Consider the following 25,375-nt stretch of genomic DNA (forward strand, 5'->3'; position numbering starts at 1 on the left):
AAAAGGAGAATTGACCAATGTTTGATAAGAATAAAGTAAAGCTTGGTATTGCACCAATTGCATGGACAAATGATGATATGCCGGATCTTGGCAAAGAGAATACTTTTGAGCAGTGCGTCAGTGAGATGGCTCTTGCCGGTTTCACAGGCTCCGAGGTGGGTAACAAGTATCCGAAGGATCCTGAGGTTCTTAAGAAGGCTCTTGAACTTCGTGGTGTTGAGATCTGTAACCAGTGGTTCTCAAGCTTCCTGATCACCAAACCGTTTGAGGAGGTTGAGAAGGAGTTCCGTGCACAGCTTGCTTTCCTGAAAGCTATGGGTGCGAAAGTGATCGGCGCATCTGAGCAGAGCTACAGTGTTCAGGGCCAGATGGATACTCCGGTTTTCGGACATAAATATGAGATGAATGACGAAGAGTGGGATACCTTCTGCACAGGCATGAACAAGCTTGGTAAGATCGCAAAAGAGGAGTATGGTATTGCTCTTACTTTCCATCATCATATGGGTACTGTTGTACAGAGCCTTGCTGAGGTTGACCGTATGATGGAGAATACAGATCCTGAATATGTAAGTCTTCTTTTTGACACCGGTCACTTTACATACTGTGGAGAGGATCCTCTTGAGGTTGTAAAGAAATATGTTCACAGGATCAAACATGTTCATCTGAAGGATATCCGTCCGGAAGTTGTTGAGCAGGTTAAGAAAGAAAACATGAGCTTCCTTGCAGGCGTAAGAGCCGGTGCCTTCACGATTCCGGGAGATGGATGCATCAACTATGATCCGATCTTCAAGGTTCTCGAGGATGCAGGCTACGAAGGATATATGGTTGTTGAGGCTGAGCAGGATCCGGCTAAGGCTAATCCGCTTGAGTATGCGATCCGTGCAAGAAAATTCATTGCTGAGAAGACAGGCTTATAATTACGACAGGGAAATAGGTGCATGCTGATGTACAGTTAAGCGGAATAAAGATGTCCGCTTTGCATAGAAAAAGCGGTATCAGCCAGTAGTGCTTTGACACCGCTTTTTTCTGTAAGATGCAAACAGTGTACGATAAACAGGACAGGAGGGCCAAATCATGGCACTTGTGAAAATGAAAGATCTGCTGAGACGTGCCGAAGAGAAAAATATTGGCTGCGGTGCTTTCAGTGTTGGTAATATGGAAATGGTAAGAGGTGCGATCCGCGCAGCAGAAGAACTGGATACTCCGATCATCCTTCAGATCGCGGAGGTGCGTTTGAAAAATTCTCCGCTTCACCTGATGGGACCGATGATGGTACAGGCTGCAAAGGAGGCTAAGGTGGATGTGGCTGTCCATCTGGATCATGGTCTTACTTTTGAGACGGTTGACAAGGCTCTGGAGCTTGGCTTTACATCGGTTATGCTGGATGCTTCTACGCTTCCTTTTGAGGAAAACATCGCCAGAGTAAAGGCCGTTGTGGAGAAAGCACGTAAATACGGTGCTACAGTTGAGGCTGAGCTGGGACTTGTGGGCGGAAGTGAGGATGGAAGCTGTGACCACGGTATCCGCTGCACAGATCCGGATGATGCGGTCGTTTACGCAAGAGAGACAGGTATTGATGCGCTTGCAGTTGCCATCGGTAATGCCCATGGTAATTATCCGGTAGCGCCGACGCTTGCTTTTGATGTATTGGAGAAGATCCATGAGAAAGTGGATATTCCGCTGGTTCTTCATGGCGGCAGTGGTATCACTGATAAAGATTTCCAGAGGGCGATCTCTCTTGGCATCCGTAAGGTGAATATTGCCACAGCAAGCTTTAACAGCCTGACAGCTCATGTGGAGAAATATATGGAATCAACAGACAAGCATAATTTCTTTGACCTCAATGAGGCTATGGTCCAGGGTACTTACGAGAATGTGAAGAGACATATTCTTGTATTTAATGAGCCATATCAGGAGTAGGCCAAGGATTTTCTTGTAAAAAAAGAAAAGGTCTGATAAGATGTTCTCAGTGAAAATAACTGGGAACATCTTTTTTGTGCCCATAAAAGAGGAGAGATAAAAATGGAACAGAAAGAGACTGTCTGTTCAGTTGCGAAGAAATGCGGCGGTTGCCGTTATCAGGGTGTATCCTACCAGGAGCAGCTTCGCAGGAAACAGAGAATTACAGAAGGCCTTCTGAAAAAATTCGGAAAAGTAGAGCCGATCATTGGAATGGAAGATCCCTATTATTACAGAAACAAAGTTCATGCAGCTTTTGGCCGTGACCGGAAGGGAAACGTAATTTCCGGGATTTATGAGGAGAAGAGTCATAGGATCGTTTCCGTAGATGACTGTATGATCGAAGATAAAAAAAGTCAGGAGATCATCCGTACCATACGTGGTATGCTGAAATCCTTTAAGATCAAGACCTATGATGAGGATACAGGATATGGACTTCTCCGCCATGTGCTTGTGCGGAGAGGCTTTTCCACAGGAGAGATCATGGTGGTATTAGTTACGGTTTCTCCAATATTTCCATCTAAGAATAACTTTGTAAAAGCTCTCCGTAAAGAGCATCCGGAGATCACTACGGTGGTTCTCAATGTCAATGACAGACAGACAAGCATGGTACTTGGAGACCGCAATATCGTACTTTACGGACCGGGATTCATCAAAGATCGACTTATGGGACTGACCTTCCGTATTTCTCCATCTTCTTTTTATCAGGTAAATCCTGTGCAGACAGAAGTACTTTACGGAAAGGCTATGGAGTTTGCGGCAATGACAGGAAAAGAGAGGGTGATCGATGCTTACTGCGGCACAGGTACTATCGGGATCATCGCTTCCGGGAATGCCAGGGATGTCATTGGTGTAGAACTGAACCGTGATGCTATCCGTGATGCCAGAATGAATGCCAGGGAAAACAAGATCCGTAATGTTCGTTTTGTTCCGGGAGATGCAGGATGGTTTATGGAAGGAATGGCAGCAGAGGGAGAGAAGGTGGAGGTTGTTCTCATGGATCCGCCACGTTCCGGAAGTGACCGTAAATTCCTTCACTCCCTTTTGACTCTTTCACCGGAAAAAATTGTTTATGTATCCTGCAACCCGGAAACCCTGGCAAGAGATCTTGCCTGCCTTACTAAGAGAGATTACCTGGTAAAGAAGATGCAGCCGGTTGATATGTTCCCGCTCACCGATTCAGTGGAGGTTGTTTGCCTTCTGGAGAATCGTAGGACCAGACCGGGAAGAGCTTAGATTTTTGGCAGCTCACAATGATATGCGATGCCAAGGGGCGTAACAAGAAGCGGATGGACCGGACGGTATACCGGAAGCTTCAGCCTCTTTTCAAAAACGGTAGTAAATTCCTTAAACATGGAAGAACCGCCAACTACATAAACAGCCGGAACCTGATAGCCCTTTAGAAATTTCTCGGTGATCACAGCCATTTTTTCTACAGTGGCCTTGATCACAGGGAAAATTTCGTCTTCTTTTTCCGGAGTAGTTTTCAATACTTCGGCTTCCTCATAAGGGATCTTATAGTGACCGGCGACTGTCATGGTCATATGGCTGCCGCCAGTAGCCTCATCATCGGTATAGATAACTTTTCCGTCTTTCAGGATGCTGATACCGGTTGTGCCGCCACCCACATCCACAACAGCACCGTCTGTGATCTTAAGGACAGCAGCTGCGGCAGTAGGCTCGTCCACGATATTTGTAACCTCGAAACCGGCACCCTCCAGAACATAGCCGATGCTTTTGACACTGCCCTCAGAAACTCCTGGAGGGATGGCAGCAGCACCGTAAATAAGTTCTGTGCCAAGCCTTTCCTCCAGCTCATTTTTAAGCTTTGTCACAAGCTGGACAGATTCATAGTAATTGACGATCACTCCATCCTGGATCGCATGGGATGGTGCGGAAATTCCGGCTATGGGACGGTTATTCCGATCGACAACGGCAAGAACGGTATTGGCAGTACCAAGGTCGATGCCTGTCTTCAGACGACCGCGGAATTTTTTACATTCACCTGTTTCTACAAGTTCTGCAAAATTGGACAAAGTTCTGTTTTTTAATTCCATTCAAAATACTCCATTTCTTTCAGACAGGGACAAAAAGAATTTTGCCCCTGATATAAATTCTAATAATTGCGGCCGGTAAAGATGGCAACGGATCTGGGCCGCATGCAGAAATCGTGTTCAATGCGTGGCTCCTGGCCTTTTTCGTAGAAATAACGGCCATTTCCGTCACCGAACGTGTTGACACAGAGATACCATGCACCGGGACGGGCAAGCTCCGGAAGTGTGACCGTCACGTCCTCCCAGTATGCGTTGATCACAATGTAGATCAGGTCATCGGTGCCTTTGCTCTTATCATAGCCTGCAAAGCTTACAGCGAAGGTGTGGGCATCTCTTGGAATGGTCACATCCCTTGCGTCAATGTTATGGGTGTGGATATTTTCCATACCGCATACTGCGTTGGGAAGCTTCCGGGAGATAACAGGGTGGTCTTTACGGAACCGGATCATAAATTTGAAAAATTCAAAAAGATCGTGATTTTTCTCCAGAAGCTTCCAGTTGATCCATGAGGTTTCGTTATCCTGACAGTAGGTATTGTTATTTCCGTGTTTTGTGTTTCCGAATTCATCACCTGCAAGGAACATCGGGGTTCCGCGGCTGGACATCAGTACAGCACAGGCATTTCGTATCATGCGGAAGCGGAGGGAAAGCACTTCGGGGTTGGTGGAATCGCCCTCTTCTCCACAGTTCCAGCTGCGGTTATCGTTGGAACCGTCGGTGTTATTCCAGCCGTTTGCTTCATTGTGTTTTTCATTGTAGGAATAAAGATCATACATGGTGAAGCCATCGTGGCAGGTAAGGAAATTGACACAGGAATTGTATCCTGCATAATTGTCATTATGATCAGAATAAAAGCCTCCGTACAGATCACCGGAACCGGAAATACTCCATGCAGCGTCCCAGGCATTCCAGAAATCTCCCTTCAGGAAGGAACGGAGGCAGTCACGGTAACGGCCATTCCATTCAGCCCATCTGCGGCTGGCAGGGAAAGAACCAACCTGATACAGCCCGCCGGCATCCCAGGCTTCTGCGATCAGTTTGACATTTCTAAGGACCGGATCGTAAGCAAGGAGCTCCAGAAGGGGCGGATTGTTAAGTGGAGAACCGTCCTCATGGCGTCCGAGAATGCTGGCAAGATCGAAGCGGAAGCCGTCCACACGGTAGTTGATGGTCCAGTAACGTAAGCATTCAAGGATCATCTGACGTACAATGGGATGGTTACAGTTCAGAGTATTTCCACATCCGCTGAAATTGTAGTAATTTCCCTCTGGAGTCAGCATATAATAAACCTTATTGTCAAAGCCCTTAAAGCAGAAGGTTTTTCCCAGCTCGTTTCCTTCGGCGGTATGATTGAATACAACATCAAGAATTACTTCGATGCCATTTTCGTGGAGCTCACGGATCAGCTCTTTCAGCTCAGTTCCCTCACAGTTATGCTCCGGCTTGGAAGCATAGCTGGTGTTTGGAGAAAAGAAGTTGACAGAATTGTATCCCCAGTATTCCAGAAGCCGTTTGCCATTTACAGTACGGGCATTCATATTCTCGTCGAACTCGAAGATCGGCATCAGCTCTACGGCGTTGATCCCCAGTTCCTTGAGATAAGGGATCTTTTCACGAAGACCGGCAAAGGTTCCCGGGTGCATAACACCGGAAGAAGAATCCTGTGTAAAGCCGCGGACGTGAAGCTCATAGATGATCAGGTCACTGATCTTACGGGTGGACTGCGGCATGTCTTCCCAGTCAAAGGAATCACGTACCACACGGGCATGATAGCTTCCGATCTTTTGCTGGCCCCATTCACGCTGACCGGCAACGGCTTTGGCATAAGGATCAAGAAGAACCTTTGTCTTATCGAAGATGTGACCCTTTTCCGGTTCGTAAGGACCGTCAATGTGGTAGCCGTACTCCAGATCTTCGATGTCCAGTCCCATGACGATCATGGAGTAGACATCACCGATACGACAGGCATTGGGAAAAGGAAGGACTGCGAAGGGTTCCTCTTCTCCGGAGTGGAAAAGAAGAAGCTCGCAGGATGTACCGTGGCGGGTATGTGCGGTAAAGTTGACTCCGTTGGAAAGAGGAGTAGCGCCATTTAATTCAAAAAACCCGGGACGTACAGGAAATCCCGCAATAATATCTGTGGGCCGGGATGTCAGTGTATTCTCAGAGAGCATAGTCTGATTCTGTGTTTTCATTTCCGGTATCCTCCTTGGTGAAAATTTTTTTACAAACAAAAATATTATAACTGATTTTCAGAAAAAAGTACAGGCTGGGTTGTTGAGAACAAAGTGAACAGCAGCATTCCAATAACGCGGGAACCTTCGGGAAAATCTTCTTGAGGTTTTTGACGGGAAGGCTTACAATATGAACCAGAAACTTTGAAAATGTAAGGAAAGGAATAATAGCAGTATGAATGAAGAAACACTGGAGATTTCTTTTGACCAGATAGAGAAAGAACGGGGGAAATATCTTCTGATAGATACCCGTGATAAAGTAACTGTAGAATATGGAATGATCCCGGGAGCAATCTCTGTTCCGGAACAGGAACTGGAAGAGCGGGCAGAAGAACTGAGGGGGGATAAGATACCGGTCCTTTACTGTACAAGAGGGCTTTTCAGCCAGGAGGGTGCAGAGATGCTCCGGGAAAAAGGAATTCCCGCACTGAGCCTGAAAGGTGGATATACAGGATGGCTTTTTCAGCAGATGCAGAAAGAATCCGGTAAAGAGAACAGTGAAGAAGAGGAAAATGATGCAATGGAACAGCGGCGGAAGGATATCGAGCTGAGTATCCGCAAAAAGTTCCATAAGCAGCTGTTTTCCAGATTTGCCAGGGGAATCAACGATTATGAGCTGGTGAAGCCGGGAGATAAGATAGCAGTCTGTATTTCCGGTGGTAAGGATTCCATGCTGATGGCCAAACTGTTCCAGGAACTGAAGCGTCATAACAAGTTTCCCTTTGAACTGGTGTTTCTTGTGATGGATCCGGGATATAATGAGGCAAACCGTGCGGTGATCGAGCACAATGCCAGGCTTCTCGGGATTCCGATCACAGTGTTTGAGACTGAGATCTTCGATGCGGTTTATAATATAGAAAAATCCCCATGCTATCTCTGTGCCCGTATGAGAAGGGGCTATCTTTACAGCAAGGCAAAGGAGCTTGGCTGCAACAAGATCGCTCTTGGACATCACTATGATGATGTGATCGAGACGATCCTGATGGGAATGCTTTACGGAGCGCAGGTACAGACTATGATGCCGAAGCTCCATAGTACAAATTTTGAGGGAATGCAGCTGATCCGTCCTATGTATCTGATCCGGGAGGCAGATATCAAACACTGGAGAGATTATAATGACCTTCATTTTATCCAGTGTGCATGTAAATTTACCGATACCTGTACTACCTGCCGTACAGATGGTACCAGTGTTTCCAAGAGAATGGAGATCAAGAATCTGATCGCAGAACTTAAGAAGGTAAATCCACATGTAGAAAGTAATATTTTCCGAAGTGTGGAAAATGTTAATCTTCATACAGTTATCGCATACAAAAAAGATGGAGTGAAACATTCTTTTCTGGAAGGGTATGAGGACTGACAGATATAAATAAAAGCTGCTCAGGCGTTAGCCCGGGCAGCTTTTACTTTTTCCCGCTGTTTGGTAAGATCATAATATTCATCAGAGATGATCCCGCGACTGGAAAGTGCTTCGTAGGTTTTCTGCTGTGCGGGGGTCATCTTCATTCCGATCGTGGAATTGACATCGGTCAGTACGCAGCTTGTTTTTTCTACCAGCCAGAAAAGTGCGGAATCATCATCGGGGATCATTTTCCAGATTTCGTTTTCTGTATATGGAAGAAGGGACATGAGAGTTTTTAAGTGTCCATCCTGGATCAGACGGTAATCCCCGTCCGGCATGATGATGCCATCGCCATAGAGTTCTTTTTTCTGTTCCATTTTCTGCAGAAGTTTTTCTGTGAGTTTCATGATCGGCTCCTTGATCTTTATTATTTCAACAGTTTTCAGGCACTGCTTTTTTATGAAGTTAAAAAAATAACAATCAGCGTCTATTGTATGAAGCGGCGACAAAAATGTCAAGAGGTTAAAAAGATTTTCGATGCTTATGAATGATTTTTGTTGTGCAATTTGTTTGCTTTTGTGAGGCTAAAGGTTAAAATTATGTAAAAATTATCGTAAAATAAGATCTTCTGTGGTATAATATGAATATTCAAAAAATTCAAGGAAGGACGATGCAGATGTTGAAAAACTGGAACCCGGAACAGATTCCGGAAAAAGAGGATATCAAAGTGCGTTTAAGCGCTGCAAGAACCAGATTATATGAATTGCAGATGGCTCTGAAAGAGCATAAGATTCCGGTGATCGTGTTGTTTGAAGGCTGGGGAGCTTCCGGAAAAGGAAGTACCATAAGCAAGGTGATCAAGAATATCGATCCTCGTTTCTTCAAAGTTGCGACTATGTCAGCGCCTACAGAGGAAGACCTTCGGAAACCATTTCTTTACCGATATTTCAGGGAAATCCCGGAAGCGGGCAAGTTTACATTTCTGGATTCAGGATGGATGGACCAGACCTGTCGTGAACGTATGGATAAAAAGCTGAAGGGTGACAATTATGTAAAACGGATTGACAGTATCCGGAGATTTGAACGTCAGCTGACGGATAATGGATATGTGCTCCTGAAATTTTTTATGCAGATCGACCGGAAAGAACAAGAAAAACGTATGGGCATTCTTCTGGAAAGCAAGGATACCAGATGGAGAGTCAATGAATATGATCTCTGGCAGAATGATCATTATAAGAAGTGCAGAAAGATTTTTGACCAGTATATGCAGGATACCAATACATCTGCGGCTCCATGGTATATTGTCGATGCCGGTGACCGGAAGTGGGCAGAACTGCAGGTGCTGGAAACCATGATCAGCAATATAGAGGTTGCCATGGAAAACAGCAAACATGCCGTGCCGATCCTGCAGAATGTTTTTCCTCTGGTGGAGATGCCCAGATTAAGCGAGATTCCTCTGGATGGAAAAGAAGTGGGGGATGAAGAATACAAGGCAGAGCTTAAGGAACTGCAGGCAAAGCTTGGAAGCCTGCATAACCGTCTTTACCGAAAAAGAGTGCCTGTGATCATCACCTATGAAGGCTGGGATGCTGCCGGAAAGGGAGGAAATATCAAGAGGATCACGGAGGCTCTTGATCCCCGTGGATTTGAGGTACATCCTATCGCAAGTCCGGAGCCTCATGAAAAAGCCCGTCATTATCTGTGGCGTTTCTGGACAAGGCTTCCCAAGGATGGTCACATTGCCATCTTTGACCGGACGTGGTACGGAAGAGTGATGGTAGAACGTCTGGAGGGCTTCTGCAGCGAGAATGACTGGAGACGTGCCTACAATGAGATCAATGAATTTGAGAAGGAGCTTTCTGACTGGGGCGCTGTGATCGTGAAATTCTGGGTCCACATTGATAAGGACACCCAGCTTGCCAGGTTCAACGACCGCCAGAGCAATCCGGAAAAACAGTGGAAGATCACGGATGAGGACTGGAGAAACCGTGAAAAATGGGATCAGTATGAAACAGCAGTAGATGAGATGCTTCAGAAAACCAGCACTGCTTATGCACCATGGCACATTCTGGAATCCGTAGATAAGAAATATGCAAGGCTGAAGGCGCTTCGGATCGTGATCGAAGAAATTGAGAAAGCGCTGAAATAAGAGATAAAAGCTGCGGCAGGATAACAGATATTCTGCTGCAGCTTTTTGTCTGAAGAGAGATGAATCAATTCCGGAGATAGTTTCGCATACTGCGAAGAGCATGTTTTTCCAGTCGGCTGACCTGAGCCTGGGAGATACCAATCTCATCAGCTACCTCCATTTGGGTTTTTCCCTCGTAGAAGCGGAGATCGATAATGTGACGTTCACGCTCTCCAAGCCGGTTCATGGCATCTCGAAGAGAAATATCCTCCACCCAGTTTTCTTCCAGGTTCTTTTTATCACTGATCTGATCCATAACATATAGGGTATCTCCGCCTTCGGAATACACGGGCTCAAAAAGGCTTACCGGGCTCTGGATCGCATCCATGGCATAGACGATCATTTCCTTGTCGATACCGATCTCATCAGCGATTTCTGCAATGGTAGGCTCTTTGAGATGCTGCCGCATATAGTTTTCCCGGGTATAGATGGTTTTGTAAGCGATATCCCGCAGAGAACGGCTGACCCGTATGCTGTTGTTATCACGGAGATATCTTCGGATCTCTCCGATGATCATGGGAACTGCATAGGTGGAAAATTTTACCTGAAGAGTGGTGTCGAAATTATCGATCGCTTTGATCAGGCCGATGCAGCCGATCTGAAAAAGGTCATCCGGATTTTCACTGCTGTTCTGAAAACGCCGGATCACGCTTAAAACAAGCCGCAGATTGCCTTTGATGTACAATTCCCTGGCTTCTTCATCGCCAGCTTTGATTCTTTTAAAGAGCTCCGCCTTTTCTTCCTGATCGAGAACGGGAAGGGTTGAGGTATTTACTCCGCAGATTTCAACTTTATTCAGTGCCATCTTAGAATCCTCCTTGTCTTGTCAGTACATTAAGATGATTCTCAGAGGGCGGTTGAAATATACTTTTTCAGGGAAAATATAAAAAATAAAGGGCCTTGACAATAAGGAGGTATTTATTCTCCGGACAGCAGTTTTTCATTACGGAAATCAACAAGGATGATATCTTCGCCGATCTGGCGGATGCAGTCCCATGGAATGGAATATTCATTTTCTTTGGAAAAACACCAGCAAAATTTTCCCGGTTCCGGCATGATCAGGGCTTTCAGACGTGCGGTTTCACAGCAGAATTCCACATCAAGAGGGCAGCCAAGACTGCGGCAGGTATGGATATTGATCACTTCTTTTTGTTTCAGCTCACAGATGCGCATAAATTCATCACCTGGTATGATTTTATGGAAAATCTGTAAAATTTATGCAAGTCCGATTGTTGACACATTATGTGCATTTATTTTATAATAAAAACGAATTTAGTAATGATTTACTGATCCGGAAAGGGGGAGAGTTCCGTGAGATGTCCGTTCTGTAACCAGGATAATACAAGAGTTGTAGATTCCAGACCTGTAGAGGATACCAATTCCATCCGCCGCCGCCGTCTCTGTGATGCCTGCGGAAAGCGTTTTACAACTTATGAGAAGGTGGAAACGATTCCGCTGACTGTGATCAAGAAGGATCAGAACCGGGAAAGCTATAAACGTTCCAAGATCCAGGATGGTGTTCTTCGTGCCTGCTATAAGCGCCCCATTCCCATTGAGAGAGTGGAAGAGATGATCGATTCCATAGAAGGAGATATTTTCCGGTCAGAAGACCGTGAGATCAGCAGTACCAAGATCGGAGAGATCGTTATGGAGCATCTGAAGGATCTGGATGCGGTGGCGTATGTACGCTTTGCGTCTGTATACAGAGAGTTTAAAGATGTCAGTACCTTTATGGATGAGCTGAAGAAGCTGATCAATTAAGAGATTAAATGAATAGACCGCAAATGCAGGAGATTTCAGGCCGATTGTCAAAAGACAACCGGCCTTTTTTGAACGCAGATCGCGAAGCGACTGCGTTCATGAGCAAGTAGCGAAGCGGATTGCGAATGTCCGCTTTACACATGAATGTTCGATTTTTCAGAGATCGTAAAAGTGGATACAAAAAAACAGGAACCGCCTGGGAAAAATCCTCTGCGGTCCCTGCTATAAATATACATTAATGATTCAGGAAACTTAATTAAACAATACCCTGAGCTTTCATAGCGTCAACAACTTTTTCGAAGCCGGCGATGTTTGCACCTACAACATAGTTGTCTTCCATACCGTAACGTTTAGCAGCGTCATCAGCTTTGTGGAAGATATCGATCATGATGTTGTGGAGTTTCTCATCAACCTCTTCTCTTGTCCAGGAAAGTCTCATGGAGTTCTGGCTCATCTCAAGTGCAGATGTGGCAACACCGCCAGCGTTTGCGGCTTTACCAGGCATGAAGAGAACACCGTTCTCCTGAAGGTATGTTGTTGCATCAAGAGTAGTAGGCATGTTTGCACCTTCAACGACGTATTTGCAGCCATTTGCAACCAGTGTTTTAGCTCCGTCAAGACCAAGCTCGTTCTGAGTAGCGCATGGAAGGTAGATATCACATTTGATATTCCAGATGCCAAGTCCCTCAGTGTAGGTAGCACCCTCAACACGGTCTGCATATTCTTTGATACGTCCACGTTTTACTTCTTTGATATCCTTTACGACGTCAAGGTTGATTCCGTTCGGATCGTAGACATATCCGTTGGAGTCGTTCATTGCAACAACCTTGGCACCAAGCTGAGTAGCTTTCTCAACAGCGTAAATAGCTACATTACCGGAACCTGTTACAACGATTGTTTTTCCTTCTACAGAATCATTGTGAGCTTTGGCAATCTCGTTGAGCATGTATACAACACCGTAACCGGTAGCCTCTGTACGGATCAGGGAACCTCCGAAGGAAAGACCCTTTCCTGTAAGGACACCCTCATAAAGGCCACGGATTCTCTTATACTGTCCGAAGAGATAACCGATCTCACGTCCGCCGACACCGATGTCACCAGCCGGAACATCTGTATCTGCGCCGATATATTTGCAAAGCTCTGTCATAAAGCTCTGGCAGAATGCCATAACCTCTCTGTCAGATTTACCCTTAGGATCGAAGTTGGAGCCACCTTTTCCACCGCCGATCGGAAGGCCTGTAAGAGAGTTTTTAAAGGTCTGCTCAAAACCAAGGAATTTCAGGATACCCTGATTTACAGAAGGATGGAATCTTAAGCCGCCTTTGTATGGTCCGATGGCGCTGTTGAACTGAACACGATATCCCTTGTTAACCTGTACAGTTCCGTTATCATCGATCCACGGTACTTTGAAGGAGATGATCCTCTCTGGCTCTACAAGACGCTCAAGGATAGAAAGTTTACGATACTCTTCCTCATTTTTGTCAATTACGACTTTAAGGGAATCGAGAACTTCCTTAACTGCCTGATGGAATTCTGGCTCGCCAGGATTCTGTGCTACAACTCTTTCATAAACTTCTTCTGTGTAAGACATTATTGTTTCCTCCTCATCACATATTAAATTGCGTTGAAAACTAAATTCGAGTGCTATTATACATTAACATGCTAAAAAAGGGAAGTGCTAAATTTATTTTTTTTAAATTTTTATTTCTTGCGTTGAAAGCCTAAATGTGAGATGATATAGAATAAATATTTTTTGACTATGAAATTAAAATGGTTAAATAATAGTGAAAATTAGAAGAGGAGTGGTTTTTATGAGAACATTCGGGAAATCATCAAAGCTTGACAACGTGCTGTACGATGTGCGCGGACCGGTTGTGGATGAGGCTGCCAGAATGGAAGAAGATGGAATGGAGATTCTGAAGCTGAATATTGGTAATCCGTATCCATTTGGGTTTTCAGCACCTCAGGAAGTGATCCTGGATATGCTGAGTAATGTTCGTACTTCCCAGGGATATTCCGATTCCAAGGGCATTTTTTCTGCAAGAAAAGCGATCATGCAGTATGCACAGCTTCGCGGGATCCCGGGAGTTACCATTAATGATATTTATACGGGAAATGGTGTCAGTGAACTGATCAACCTTTGTATGCAGGCGTTACTTGATAACGGAGATGAGATCCTGATCCCGGCTCCGGATTATCCGCTGTGGACAGCTACTGCAACACTGGCAGGCGGAAATGTAGTTCATTATATCTGTGACGAACAGTCTGACTGGTATCCGGATATTGAGGATATCAAGAGCAAGATCACACCAAGGACCAAGGCGATCGTTATCATCAATCCCAATAACCCTACAGGTGCAGTATATCCGAAGGAGATCCTGGAACAGATTGCAGACATTGCAAGAGAAAATGAGCTGATCATCTTTTCTGATGAGATCTATGACCGTCTTGTTATGGATGGATATAAACATACATCGATTGCATCCCTTGCACCCGATGTGTTCTGTGTAACATTTTCAGGATTGTCCAAGTCTCATATGATCGCAGGTTTCCGCATCGGATGGATGATTTTAAGTGGTGCAAAAAGTAAGGCGAAGGGTTATATAGAGGGAATCAATATGCTCTCTTCCATGCGTCTCTGTTCAAATGTTCCGGCACAGTCCATTGTACAGACTGCACTTGGCGGATATCAGAGTGTCAATGAATATACGCAGCCGGGCGGACGTGTTTATGAGCAGAGAGACTTTATTTACAAGGCACTGAATGATATTCCGGGAATTTCCGTTGTAAAACCACATGCGGCATTTTATATATTCCCGAAGATCGATACTGAGAAATTCAATATTTTCAATGATGAACAGTTTGCTTTGGATTTTCTTCATGAGAAACAGGTGCTTGTTGTTCCGGGCAAGGGCTTCAACTGGAATCAGCCGGATCACTTCCGTATTGTTTATCTGCCGGATATACGCCAGCTTGACAAGGCAATGAAGAAGATGAAAGAGTTCTTTGCTACATATAAGCAGGTCTGATCGCAGATAGACAAGAGGAGATTTGCGATCCGCATTCGCTGCCTGCTCATAACCGATAAACTGTAAAGCAGATATTCGGTTATATTTTCGGCATAGACCGGAACCGAAAAAAATGTTATAATATATCTGAAATATCCCGGCCAGCTACGCCGGGATATACAAATAAGACCAGAATTGCTTGAGAGGGGAATGAGGAGGGACCGTTATCGAACAGCAATAAAACAGAAATCGAAAGGGGAAATAACTGATGAGCAAATTCAACATGAAAGTGACACCTGAGATTGAGAAACTTACCCAGATCTGTCGTGAGAATGACAAACTGGATCTGTCTTTATATGGCAAATACGATGTCAAGCGAGGCTTGCGTGACCTGAATGGAAAGGGTGTCCTTGCAGGACTGACCCAGATCTCCAATGTCCAGGCAACGAAGATCGTGGACGGAAAAGAGGTTCCCTGCGCAGGTAAGCTTTCTTATCGCGGGTATGACATTAAGGATCTGACAAATGGTTTTATCAATGACCGGCGCTTCGGTTTTGAGGAAGTAACCTATCTGCTTCTTTTCGGAAAGCTTCCGGATCAGGAAGAACTGAATGGATTTTCCGGGATTCTTGCGAACCAGCGTATGCTTCCGCGGAATTTTGTAAGGGATGTCATTATGAAGGCACCATCCAGAGATATTATGAACGCTCTGTCAAGAAGCGTGCTGACACTTTATTCCTACGACAAAGACCCGGATAATATTGAACTGGAGAATGTGCTCCGTCAGTGTATCAACCTGATCAGCGTTTTCCCGCTGTTATCTGTTTATGCATATCAGGCCTATAACCACTATGAGAAAGGCGAGAGTCTTTATATCCATCAGCCTAAAAAGGAGCTTTCCACAGCTGAGAATATCCTGCGTCTGTTAAGACCGGATAAGAAGTATACGGCACTGGAGGCAGAGATCCTTGATATTGCTCTGATCCTTCATATGGAGCATGGCGGTGGTAATAACTCTACTTTTACTACACATGTGGTTTCCTCTTCCGGGACAGATACGTATTCTGCGATCGCGGCAGCACTAGGTTCTCTGAAAGGCCCGAAACACGGCGGTGCCAACATCAAAGTCGTAAAAATGTTTAACGATATGCGTAAACACGTACATGACTACAGTGATGAAGAGGAGATCAGTGCATACCTTAAGAAGCTTCTTCATAAAGAGGCCTTTGATAAACGTGGACTGATCTATGGTATGGGACATGCGATCTATTCTGTTTCAGATCCACGTGCAGAAGTCTTTAAAGGCTATGTGGAACAGCTTGCAAGAGAAAAGGGCAGAATGAAGGATTATCAGCTGTATGCTGCAGTAGAGCGTCTTGCACCAAAGGTTATCGCAGAGGAGCGTAAGATCTATAAGGGTGTCAGTGCCAATGTGGATTTTTACAGCGGATTTGTTTACAGCATGCTGGATCTGCCGCTGGAGCTTTACACACCGATGTTTGCTATTGCACGTATCGTAGGCTGGAGCGCACATCGTATGGAAGAGCTTATCAATGTGGATAAGATCATCCGTCCCGCATATAAGAATGTCCTTCCGGAAGCAGAGTATATTCCTCTTTGCGAGCGATAGGAAAGGACTGAGGTGGAATAGATGTTCAGATGCTTTTTTCCGGATGAATATCTGGATTCTGCGTATGGGATCGATTATGAGAAGCTTTACAGAGAAGGATACAGAGGGCTGCTCTTTGATATCGATAATACCATTGTTCCCCACGGTGCACCGGCAGATGACCGGGCAAAGAAACTGTTTGAAAAGCTGAGGGCTCTCGGGTTTCGATACTGCTTTGTATCCAATAACCAGAAACCTCGTGTGGAGCCCTTTGCCAAAGCAGTAGAGGGGGATTTTATAGAAAATGCCCATAAACCGGCTGTGAAAAATTATAAAAAAGCCTGCCAGGTGATCGGAATCGATCTTGACAGGACGATCTTTATAGGAGATCAGTTGTTTACGGATATTTATGGAGCAAAGAGAGCAGGGATCCGGACGATCCTTGTGAAACCGATTCATCCAAAAGAGGAGATCCAGATCGTACTGAAGCGATATCTGGAAAAAATAGTATTACATTTTTACCAAAAAGAGGAGGGAAAGAATTCATGAACCATATTGTAATCATCGGCTTTATGGGTTCAGGAAAGACACGAGTTGGAAAGAGACTGGCGAAGGACCTGGGGCTTCCGTTTATTGACGTGGACAGACTGATCGTGAAAAAAATGAACATGTCAGTAAAGGAGGTATTTGAACGCTTTGGAGAAGCATTTTACCGTGCGCTGGAGACTATGGCAGTCAAGGAACTGTCCACAGACAGCGAACGGAAGGTAATCTCTGTAAGTGCGGGATTGCCTCTTCAGGAGCAGAACCAGAAATATCTCCAGAGTATGGGAACGATCATCTATCTGAAGGGATCTGCTGCAACGTTGATCAAACGTCTGGAAGGAAGTAACAATCCCACATTGGAAGGAACTGAGAATAAAGAAGAGAAGATCAAGAAACTTCTGAAACAGAGAGATCCGGTTTATGAGAAGTTTGCGGACATTAAAGTTGTCACAGGAGTGAAGCCTTTTGATGAGCTGATCGCAGAAATTGAAGAAAAATTGAAGGCTTAAACAAAAAAACAGTTGAAAAATGGCAAAAGGTATTATAGAATAATCCATAGCGAAAAAGAACCGCATATATTAAGGAGGAAATATTTATGATTTCAGCAGGTGATTTCAAAAATGGTATCACACTTGAAATTGATGGAAACGTATGTCAGATCGTTGAATTCCAGCATGTAAAACCAGGAAAAGGCGCAGCCTTTGTAAGAACAAAATACAAGAACATTATCACAGGCTCTGTAGTAGAGAAATCCTTCCGCCCTACAGAGAAATTCCCGGCAGCACGTATTGAGCGTGTAGATATGCAGTATCTGTATCAGGATGGTGGTTTATACTACTTCATGAATACAGAGACATATGATCAGGTTGGTCTTACAGAGGAGCAGGTTGGCGATTCTCTGAAATTTGTTAAGGATAATGAGATGGTTAAGGTTTGCTCTCATAACGGAGAGGTATTCGCAATCGAGCCACCTCTTTTTGTAGAGCTTGAGGTTATTGAGACAGAGCCAGGATTCGCAGGAAATACAGCACAGGGTGCTACCAAACCGGCAACTGTTGAGACAGGTGCACAGGTTCAGGTTCCTCTGTTCGTAAACCAGGGCGACAAACTGAAGATCGATACAAGAACAGGTGAGTATCTCTCACGTGTATAATGCAGCAAAAAACCCGCGTAAGCGGGTTTTTTTGTGCCATAAAATTAAAAGATCATTTTGACAGTATTTAAAATACCAAAGTTTGAATGCATATTCCAGACTGTACAGGTAAGAAAAACTGTACAGTCTGGACTTTTTTTGAAATATCCTTGACACGAAAAATCATTCTGGTATAATTAAACCCAGTCAAAAAACTGACTAAGAAGTTCGTCTGTCCACCAGAGATGACCGGAAATGATCCTGTCACAGAAGTCTTTTAAGGGCTTGTACTGGTTTCGACGGGGGCTTTGAAGTTAGGGAAGCCATCCGCAGACTCCTGGACTGCGTACCAACCGGGAACTAAATATAAACGCAGACGAAAAGTTAGCGTTAGCAGCCTAAGCTGCTCGTCAGCCCCGTTGCACTCACACATCGGGAATCTGGCGTCGACCATGTGAGAAACCTTGCCGGGTAAGCTTTGCCCCGGTAGATGTATCATGAAGCTACTGAAGCAGTAAGCCTGTCGGTGGGCGTACTGCTGAGGGAATGTTAAATCAGCGACTGTGATGGGAGATGCCTTAAGGGATAGGCTTTCGGACAGGGGTTCGATTCCCCTCAGGTCCATTTATGGAACGTCCCGGAAAGACAGCATTTATGCGGCTTTCCGGGAATTTTTTTTACTTTCTTTATTACTCGTGGATATCAGGAAATTCTTCGCAGATACAGAAAGCGATGGTGATAGAATGAAAAAAACTCTGCTTAACAGAAAAAAGCAGAATAAGAAATCTGATTATTATGATTATAATCTGGTAGCTGTTATTGTACTGCTGGTGTGCTTTGGACTGGTCATGCTTTACAGCACCAGTTCATATATGGCAGAAGTGAATTATGGCAACGATATGTTTTATTTTAAGAAACAGGCACTGATCAGTGCAGCATGTCTGATCGGAGCGTTATTTATTTCAAAAATACTGGATTATCATATCCTTCTTCCTTTTACAACTGCGTTGTATGTGGCTTCGCTGATCCTTATGGGACTTGTGCGGACTCCGCTGGGACATTCCTCTCATGGTGCTACCAGATGGCTGTATATCGGACCGATCAACTTTCAGCCTGCCGAGCTGGCAAAGATCGCGGTTATTATCATGATGGCTTACATGATCGGAAAAATGGGACGAAAGGTGAAAACTTTAAAGAGCTGTATGATCCTGGGACTTCCGGGGGCAGGACTTGCGCTTGCGGCTTATATACTTACAGATAACCTGAGTACAGCCATGATCATTTTGGGAATAACAGTTGGAATGGTGTTTGTGGCACATCCGGATATGCGTCCGTTTATTGCTGTGGCAGCGGCAGGAGTGATCCTTATTGTGATCGGAGTACTTTTTCTGGTTGCGACGACCAAGAATAGTGACAGCTTCCGTGTTATGCGAGTACTTGTATGGCTTCAGCCTGAGAAATATTCCGATGAAGGCGGTTATCAGACGCTGCAGGCATTGTATGCCATTGGCTCCGGAGGGCTTTTTGGCCGCGGGCTTGGAAATAGTATCCAGAAGCTTGGAAGTGTTCCGGAAGCACAAAATGATATGATCTTTTCCATTATCTGTGAGGAGCTTGGAATTTTCGGAGGGATTTTTGTACTGATCCTGTTCGGATATCTTTTGTACAGGTTGTTTTTTATTGCGCAGAATGCACCGGATCTGTTTGGCTCACTGATCGTTACCGGGATTTTTATACATATTGCGCTGCAGGTGATCCTTAACATTGCCGTTGTACTGAATCTGATGCCCAATACAGGTGTCACCTTGCCCTTTATCAGTTACGGAGGAACGTCCATTGTGTTCCTGATGCTGGAGATGGCAATAGCTCTCAGCGTGGCCCGTCAGATAAAATTTCAAGAGTAAAATAGTTTTAAAATCAAAATATTTTTGCTCTGGAGCCATTTTTTGGGAAAATCCTCTTGACAACTGTTTTTGCAGACTATATACTTTGCTCAAAAAGAGGAAACAGATTCGATCTGTAACGATTAAAGGAGAGAATAAGACATGTTAGAAAAAATGAAAGAAATGCTTGCAGAGCAGTTAAATTGTGAGGCATCTACAATCACACCGGAGACATCTTTCAAGGATGATCTTGGTGCAGATTCTCTTGACCTGTTTGAACTGGTCATGGCTCTTGAGGATGAGTACAATGTTGAGATCCCGGCAGAGGAGCTTACAGATCTGAACACAGTTGGAGATGTGATCGATTATCTTAAGAACAAAGGCGTAGAAGCATAAGCAGAAATCTAGGATCCTCTGGGACGACAGTGTCTCAGAGGATTTTTTTGTATATGCGAAGATACATGAGAGGGATGGCAGGGTATTCCGCCGGAAAACCTATGGACATTTTGAAGGATTTGGGTATATAATAGCACCTATAAAGAGAAACAACAAAAACGAGGAGAAAAGAAATGACAAAGATCAGAACAAGATTTGCACCGAGCCCTACAGGAAGAATGCATGTGGGTAATTTAAGAACAGCTCTTTATGCTTATTTGATCACAAAACATGAAGGCGGAGATTTTATCCTCCGTATTGAAGATACAGACCAGGAACGTTATGTGGAGGGAGCTGTAGATATCATCTACCGTACTCTTGAGAAAACAGGACTTCTCCATGATGAGGGACCGGACAAGGATGGCGGATTTGGCCCGTATGTACAGAGCGAGCGTCAGGCAACAGGCATGTATCTGAAATATGCCAAACAGCTTATTGAGCAGGGAGATGCATATTACTGCTTCTGCGGCAAGGAAGAGCTGGAAAGCATGAAACGTACTGTTGCGGGTAAGGAAATCTCTATTTATGACAAGAGATGTCTCCATCTTTCCAAGGAAGAGGTTCAGCGCCGTCTGGATGCAGGTGAGCCGCATGTTATCCGCTTTAATATGCCAACAGAGGGAACCACTACATTCCATGATGTTATTTACGGAGATATCACCGTTAACAATGAGGAGATGGAGGATTTGATCCTGATCAAATCTGACGGTTATCCGACCTACAACTTCGCAAATGTAATTGATGATCACCTTATGGGAATCACACATGTTGTAAGAGGTAACGAATACCTTTCCTCTTCACCGAAGTATAATCGTATTTATGAGGCATTCGGATGGGAAATCCCGACCTATGTTCACTGTCCGCTGATCACAGACGAGACACATCAGAAGCTTTCCAAGAGATGTGGACATTCTTCCTATGAAGATCTGATCGATCAGGGATTTGTGACAGAGGCAGTGATCAACTATGTTGCACTCCTTGGATGGAGCCCGGCAGACAACCGTGAGATCTTTTCTCTTCCGGAGCTTGTGGAGGCATTTGATTATCATCATATCAACAAATCACCGGCAGTTTTTGACATTGCCAAGCTGAAATGGATGAATGGTGAGTATATCAAGAAGATGGATCCGGAGGCATTCTATGAGAGAGCACTTCCGTATCTGAAAGAAGTTCTGAAAAAAGACTTTGATCTTAAGAAGATTGCAGGAATGGTTCAGACCAGAATTGAAGTATTCCCGGATATTCCGGAGCTTGTAGATTTCTTTGAGGCAGTTCCGGAGTATGACAGTGCGATGTACCGCCACAAAAAGATGAAAACAACAGAGGAGACTTCTCTTGCAGTTCTCAAGGAAGTGCTTCCGGTACTGGAAGCACAGGAGGATTATACCAATGATCCGCTGTATGCATCTTTAAGCGCTTTTGTAAAGGAGCACGGATATAAGAATGGTTATGTTATGTGGCCGCTTCGTACAGCAGTATCCGGCAAGCAGATGACACCGGCCGGTGCAACAGAGATCATGGAGATCATTGGCAAGGAAGAGACACTGAAACGTGTACATGCAGCAATCGAAAAGCTTGAAAATAAATAAGAGTGTGATCGATAATCCAGTTATGAAACGAAATCCATCTCAGAAAAGGGCAATCGCCCACCTGTCAGGACCTATGATGGTTCTGGCAGGCCCCGGTTCGGGGAAAACTTCCGTCATAGTAGAAAGAACAGCACATATGATCCAGGAAGGGAAGATACCGGCTTCCTCTGTTCTTGTTGTGACTTTTTCCAGGGCAGCAGCAGTGGAAATGAAAGAACGGTTTCTGAAATTTACCAGTGTTCAGCGAACCGGCGTTACTTTCGGGACTTTTCACGGAGTGTTTTACGGGATCCTCAAACAGGCTTATGGTCTGAATGGAGGAAATATCCTGTCAGAAGAAGAAAAATATGCGATCTTAAGAGAACTGGTGGTAAACTGTGCTGCAGAACAGTCCCAGGAAGGGGATTTTGTGGAAGATATTGCCAAGGAGATCAGTGTTGTAAAAGGTGGAAGGATCTCTCTGGAACATTATTATTCTTCCTGCTGCCCGGATGAAGTATTCCGACAGATTTTTCAGGGATATCGAAAAGTCCTGAATGAAAGAAGAAAACTTGACTTTGATGATATGCTGTTAAGCTGTTATGAACTTCTGAAAAAGCGAAAAGATATCCTATCTGCATGGCAGAAGAAGTTTCACTATATTCTGGTGGATGAGTTTCAGGATATCAATCATCTTCAGTATGATATCGTGAAGATGCTGGCAGCACCGGAGAACAATCTGTTTGTGGTGGGAGACGATGATCAGTCTATCTATCATTTCCGCGGCGCTCACCCGGAGATCATGCTGAATTTCCCGGAAGATTTTAAAAATGCGGAGACGGTGATCCTGAATATCAATTACCGGTGCAGTGGAAATATCTTGGATACAGCCATGAAGGTGATCGATCATAATGAAAACCGTTATGTGAAAAAACTTTCCACACCAAATGAACCGGGAGAGCCGGTGCAGATAAAAGAATTTCGAAATCCCAGAGACGAATATATGGCAGTTGCAGGCCTGCTGCGGAATCGGATGGAAGAAGGGGATAATATTGAAGATACAGCGCTGCTTTTCAGGACTAATCAGGAAGCCGAAGGACTGGTCGCTGCGTTGATGGAGTATGGGGTTCCTTTCACTATGAAGGAAAAACTGCCCAACCTGTTCCGACACTGGATCTGCCGGAATATGATCGCTTATTTGAAAATGGCAGAAGGAGACCGGAGCCGCAGTACATTTCTGGAGATCATGAACCGGCCAAACCGATACATAGCCAGAGATGCTCTGACAGAAAAAAACGTTGATTTTAAAGCATTGGGAGAGTTTTACAAAGACAAAGACTGGATGTGTGACAGGATCACAACGATGGAGACACATCTTCGGATCTTAAAGACTATGGCCCCTTATGCAGCCATTAATTTTATCCGGAATGGCATGGGATACGAAGAATACTTGCAGGAATATGCAAGGTATCGTAAAATAAAACCGGAAGAGCTTATGGAAACCCTGAACCGGATCCATGAAAGTGCCAGAGGAATGAAAACATTGGAAGAATGGATGGCCTATATGGACGAGTATACCAGAAAGCTTGAAGAACAGGCGAAGAAACAGGATGTGAAACGGGAAGGAGTGGTGATATCCACTCTTCATGCGGTCAAAGGTCTGGAATATGACAATGTATATATCATGAATGTAAATGAAGGCAGCATGCCTTATCGGAAGGCAGTCCTGGAGGCACATCTGGAGGAAGAACGGAGGCTTTTCTACGTTGGTATGACACGGGCAAAGAAGAAACTCTGCCTGTATTATGTAAGACAGCAGTATGAGAAGGAACGGGAACCGTCCCGTTTTCTTGAGGAGGCCGGATTATGAATGGGATTATTTATTATACGAAGATCAGAGATGAATATAACAGCAAGAATATGGAGCATATGATCGGGGAAAAACTTCTGGAAATCGGACTTGAGCGGGAATTTGGACGAAAGCTTGCTTTTGAGCCTCGGTCAAAGGGGGAACATGGGAAACCGTTTTTTACCCTGCTTCCAAGAATTCATTATAATATCACACATTCCGGAAAATATGTGATGTGTCTGTTTGCCGGAGAAGAGGTGGGCATTGATGTGCAGATCCACAAGAAGGTAAATTACGAACGGCTCCTTGAAAGAATGGTGCCGGCAGATATGATACGGGAAATCCTGGATGCAGATGATATGGAGAAAGCCTTTTTTGCCCAGTGGGTTTTGAGAGAGGCATATATCAAATGGACCGGAGAGGGACTGTCCAGGGATCTGCGTACGATTTCCATGGATAAGGGAAATTACATAATGCTGGAGCTGGAACCGGGATACAGTGGTGCAATCTGGTCCAGGGACAGCCTGGAATTACGATTTGAATACGAAGACATCATTTTGAAATAGCAAATAGAGACGATGAAATGAACAAAGAGATGAAACGCAGCTTCAGGATTTTCATTCTGAAGATCCTGGCAGTTGTTTTTGTGCTGTGCATATGTTATTTTTTATATGCATTTGTTTACCGTGCAAAAACGGAGCTGCCCACAAAAGCTGTGGTGACAAACCGAGGTGCTGCAGTGTATACACTGCGGGGACAGAAACAGATGCTTTCCCAGAAAGAGGATTTTTCTTATTTTGCCTTTGATGGGAGAGAAAAAGAGAAGGAATATGGAACATATGTCATTCCCGGGCTGAAGAATACCAGGACGCTGCTCACAAAAAAGGGTGCCACTCCTGCCATGTGTACATCCATGACGCCTCAGGGACTGGCGGTTACAGAGGATTATGTGCTGGTCAGCGCTTACTGCAGCACACAGAAACATAATTCGGTCATTTATGTGATCGATAAGGAAAATCATAATTTTATTAAAGAAGTGATACTGCCTGGACAGCCTCATGTGGGAGGACTTGCCTATGACCCGGAGCATAAGTTATTATGGTGTTCCTCCAATATCAATGGGATCGCACAGGCAGTGAGTATAAAGATGGATACAATAGAAGCCTACGATTATGATGACAGCCATCTGCCGGTGGATACTTTCCAGATAGTCAGTCTTTATGGGATCGTGAGAGATTCTTTTATGACCTTTTATAAGGGATGTCTGTATGTAGGCTGCTTTGAAAAATATAACGAAAGTGTAATTGCACGATACGGAGTTGACGAAGAGGGAAAACTGATCAATACCATGGACGAGAAACTGGGCATGGATTTTGAAATGGCAGTTCCGTTGGATTATTCCACCATATCGGAGCAGGTTCAGGGAATTGCTTTTTATAATGATAAGCTTTTGATCTCTCATTCTTTTGGAATCCTGCCATCCAGGCTGGTGTTTTATGAACAATCCGATAAGCGTTTGTATGTAAACGAGAATTCTGCCAGAACTTATCGTTTTCCGGAACGACTGGAACAGATCGTGGTGGAGGGTGACAGTCTTTATGTGATGTTTGAATCCTGTGCCTATGCATACCGTGCGTCCTCCGTAAATATTGTGGATCGGGTCCTGAAGCTGAATCTTTCGAAGATGGAGACCTATGACGAAGAAGAAAGTCTTTTTTTTCTGTCGGAATAAAGAAAAAACGAGAGAGCATCAAAAAAGACAACAGGTACTAAATCCGGCATGTCCGCAATATATTTAAGTGTAAGAGGT

At 44.6% G+C, this 25,375-nt stretch carries 23 protein-coding genes and 1 other RNA gene; 18 read left to right on the forward strand and 6 right to left on the reverse strand.

Translation table 11 applies throughout. From position 1 onward, the window contains the following. The first annotated feature begins 17 nt into the window (after positions 1–17). The 3 genes from iolE (at position 18) to rlmD (ending at position 3,195) form a co-directional block, all read left to right on the forward strand. Complete coding sequence (gene iolE / locus EAI83_RS00160) at positions 18–917, forward strand: myo-inosose-2 dehydratase (protein WP_022426918.1); 900 nt, start codon at positions 18–20, stop codon at positions 915–917. Between the two features lie 157 nt (positions 918–1,074). Further along, positions 1,075–1,920: a class II fructose-bisphosphate aldolase gene (locus EAI83_RS00165; RefSeq protein WP_015524416.1), complete on the forward strand. Its 846-nt coding sequence runs from the start codon at positions 1,075–1,077 to the stop codon at positions 1,918–1,920. Between the two features lie 102 nt (positions 1,921–2,022). Next, the gene (gene rlmD, locus EAI83_RS00170; protein ID WP_059085471.1) at positions 2,023–3,195 is read left to right on the forward strand and encodes a 23S rRNA (uracil(1939)-C(5))-methyltransferase RlmD; all 1,173 of its coding nucleotides are present in this window, start codon (positions 2,023–2,025) and stop codon (positions 3,193–3,195) included. On the opposite strand, the gene eutJ is transcribed toward rlmD, so the two are convergent. Both eutJ and EAI83_RS00180 read right to left on the reverse strand, forming a co-directional pair. Beyond that, entirely contained in the window at positions 3,192–4,016 is an 825-nt protein-coding gene (gene eutJ, locus EAI83_RS00175; RefSeq protein WP_059085472.1) for an ethanolamine utilization protein EutJ, read from the reverse strand. The two genes, rlmD and eutJ, sit on opposite strands and share 4 nt — an antisense overlap. A 59-nt stretch (positions 4,017–4,075) precedes the next feature. Next, entirely contained in the window at positions 4,076–6,208 is a 2,133-nt protein-coding gene (locus EAI83_RS00180) for a glycogen debranching protein (RefSeq protein WP_059085473.1), read from the reverse strand. A 214-nt stretch (positions 6,209–6,422) separates the two neighbouring features. Between EAI83_RS00180 and EAI83_RS00185 the strand changes: the two genes are divergently transcribed. Next, positions 6,423–7,604, forward strand: a complete 1,182-nt coding sequence (locus EAI83_RS00185) for an ATP-binding protein (protein WP_092070442.1) — start codon at positions 6,423–6,425, stop codon at positions 7,602–7,604. Between the two features lie 20 nt (positions 7,605–7,624). Here the strand turns inward: EAI83_RS00185 and EAI83_RS00190 are convergent, their stop codons facing one another. Further along, positions 7,625–7,993, reverse strand: a complete 369-nt coding sequence (locus EAI83_RS00190) for a hypothetical protein (RefSeq protein ID WP_015524421.1) — start codon at positions 7,991–7,993, stop codon at positions 7,625–7,627. 269 nt (positions 7,994–8,262) lie between these two features. On the opposite strand from EAI83_RS00190, the gene pap reads away from it, so the two are divergent. Further along, positions 8,263–9,735, forward strand: a complete 1,473-nt coding sequence (gene pap / locus EAI83_RS00195; protein ID WP_129974468.1) for a polyphosphate:AMP phosphotransferase — start codon at positions 8,263–8,265, stop codon at positions 9,733–9,735. Positions 9,736–9,799: 64 nt separating this feature from the next. On the opposite strand, the gene sigG is transcribed toward pap, so the two are convergent. Both sigG and EAI83_RS00205 read right to left on the reverse strand, forming a co-directional pair. Then, a complete protein-coding gene (sigG, locus tag EAI83_RS00200; protein ID WP_015524423.1) occupies positions 9,800–10,579 on the reverse strand; it encodes an RNA polymerase sporulation sigma factor SigG in 780 nt (259 codons plus the stop codon). A 113-nt stretch (positions 10,580–10,692) separates the two neighbouring features. Beyond that, entirely contained in the window at positions 10,693–10,947 is a 255-nt protein-coding gene (locus EAI83_RS00205; protein WP_015524424.1) for a YlmC/YmxH family sporulation protein, read from the reverse strand. A 138-nt stretch (positions 10,948–11,085) separates the two neighbouring features. Between EAI83_RS00205 and nrdR the strand changes: the two genes are divergently transcribed. Beyond that, positions 11,086–11,535 carry a transcriptional regulator NrdR gene (gene nrdR, locus EAI83_RS00210; protein ID WP_021976805.1) on the forward strand — a complete coding sequence of 150 codons (450 nt, stop codon included), beginning with the start codon at positions 11,086–11,088 and terminating at the stop codon, positions 11,533–11,535. A 256-nt stretch (positions 11,536–11,791) separates the two neighbouring features. Here the strand turns inward: nrdR and gdhA are convergent, their stop codons facing one another. Then, positions 11,792–13,126, reverse strand: a complete 1,335-nt coding sequence (gene gdhA / locus EAI83_RS00215; RefSeq protein ID WP_015524425.1) for an NADP-specific glutamate dehydrogenase — start codon at positions 13,124–13,126, stop codon at positions 11,792–11,794. A gap of 220 nt (positions 13,127–13,346) precedes the next feature. Between gdhA and EAI83_RS00220 the strand changes: the two genes are divergently transcribed. The 12 genes from EAI83_RS00220 (at position 13,347) to EAI83_RS00275 (ending at position 25,297) form a co-directional block, all read left to right on the forward strand. Next, positions 13,347–14,564, forward strand: coding sequence for an aminotransferase class I/II-fold pyridoxal phosphate-dependent enzyme (locus tag EAI83_RS00220; RefSeq protein WP_129974430.1), 1,218 nt, complete (start codon positions 13,347–13,349; stop codon positions 14,562–14,564). Between the two features lie 247 nt (positions 14,565–14,811). Then, entirely contained in the window at positions 14,812–16,173 is a 1,362-nt protein-coding gene (locus EAI83_RS00225) for a citrate/2-methylcitrate synthase (protein ID WP_129974431.1), read from the forward strand. Positions 16,174–16,194: 21 nt separating this feature from the next. After that, positions 16,195–16,701 (forward strand): YqeG family HAD IIIA-type phosphatase, encoded by a 507-nt coding sequence (locus EAI83_RS00230; RefSeq protein ID WP_110103007.1) that lies wholly within the window; start codon positions 16,195–16,197, stop codon positions 16,699–16,701. Beyond that, positions 16,698–17,207, forward strand: coding sequence for a shikimate kinase (locus EAI83_RS00235; protein ID WP_015524429.1), 510 nt, complete (start codon positions 16,698–16,700; stop codon positions 17,205–17,207). Before EAI83_RS00230 ends, EAI83_RS00235 begins: the two co-directional genes overlap by 4 nt. Positions 17,208–17,293: 86 nt before the next feature. Continuing rightward, complete coding sequence (gene efp, locus EAI83_RS00240; RefSeq protein ID WP_015524430.1) at positions 17,294–17,851, forward strand: elongation factor P; 558 nt, start codon at positions 17,294–17,296, stop codon at positions 17,849–17,851. Between the two features lie 260 nt (positions 17,852–18,111). Continuing rightward, positions 18,112–18,457: a transfer-messenger RNA gene (gene ssrA / locus EAI83_RS00245) on the forward strand. Positions 18,458–18,573: 116 nt separating this feature from the next. Continuing rightward, positions 18,574–19,734, forward strand: coding sequence for an FtsW/RodA/SpoVE family cell cycle protein (locus EAI83_RS00250; RefSeq protein ID WP_092070471.1), 1,161 nt, complete (start codon positions 18,574–18,576; stop codon positions 19,732–19,734). Positions 19,735–19,875: 141 nt separating this feature from the next. Continuing rightward, positions 19,876–20,109 (forward strand): acyl carrier protein, encoded by a 234-nt coding sequence (gene acpP, locus EAI83_RS00255; protein ID WP_015524431.1) that lies wholly within the window; start codon positions 19,876–19,878, stop codon positions 20,107–20,109. A gap of 173 nt (positions 20,110–20,282) precedes the next feature. Then, positions 20,283–21,737 carry a glutamate--tRNA ligase gene (gene gltX / locus EAI83_RS00260; RefSeq protein WP_015524432.1) on the forward strand — a complete coding sequence of 485 codons (1,455 nt, stop codon included), beginning with the start codon at positions 20,283–20,285 and terminating at the stop codon, positions 21,735–21,737. A gap of 22 nt (positions 21,738–21,759) precedes the next feature. Then, a complete protein-coding gene (locus tag EAI83_RS00265; RefSeq protein WP_129974469.1) occupies positions 21,760–23,586 on the forward strand; it encodes an ATP-dependent helicase in 1,827 nt (608 codons plus the stop codon). Then, a complete protein-coding gene (locus EAI83_RS00270) occupies positions 23,583–24,131 on the forward strand; it encodes a 4'-phosphopantetheinyl transferase family protein (protein WP_022426374.1) in 549 nt (182 codons plus the stop codon). Before EAI83_RS00265 ends, EAI83_RS00270 begins: the two co-directional genes overlap by 4 nt. 17 nt (positions 24,132–24,148) lie before the next feature. Continuing rightward, positions 24,149–25,297, forward strand: coding sequence for a YncE family protein (locus EAI83_RS00275; protein WP_092070438.1), 1,149 nt, complete (start codon positions 24,149–24,151; stop codon positions 25,295–25,297). Positions 25,298–25,375 lie beyond the last annotated feature (78 nt).

The organism is Blautia sp. aa_0143, from assembly GCF_004167315.1.
Classification (GTDB): Bacteria; Bacillota; Clostridia; order Lachnospirales; family Lachnospiraceae; genus Blautia_A; species Blautia_A fusiformis.